This window comes from Pseudomonas sp. HY13-MNA-CIBAN-0226 (assembly GCF_040310305.1).
Taxonomy (GTDB): domain Bacteria; phylum Pseudomonadota; class Gammaproteobacteria; order Pseudomonadales; family Pseudomonadaceae; genus Aquipseudomonas; species Aquipseudomonas gregormendelii.
Window position 1 is genome coordinate 1 of record NZ_JBEOPS010000545.1, and the last position, 243, is coordinate 243.

Annotated in this window: 1 protein-coding gene; it reads right to left on the reverse strand. The window is 50.6% G+C overall.

Annotated features, from left to right (window positions below):
* On the reverse strand, positions 1 to 243 hold a 243-nt coding region (locus tag AAEZ05_RS29835; RefSeq protein WP_350650252.1), incomplete at both ends, for a hypothetical protein.

Sequence of the window (243 nt, forward strand, 5' to 3'; positions counted from 1 at the left end):
GTTCCGAACCGCGCAATTCAGTACGTTCGCCATTGATCGTAACGGTCAGTACGTCACTGTGAGGGTTGACGGTGATGGCTTGTGAGGTATCGATATTCTTCGATTTCGCCCATTCCAAGAACGCCGGACTATGTGTAACGTTGTACAGTTGCTGCCACCACGCGCCAAACCGCGAGTCATTAGGAATATCGTCAATTGTTTCATCGCCCGTATTTGTCTGCGTTGCTTGGCGTATAGCACTCG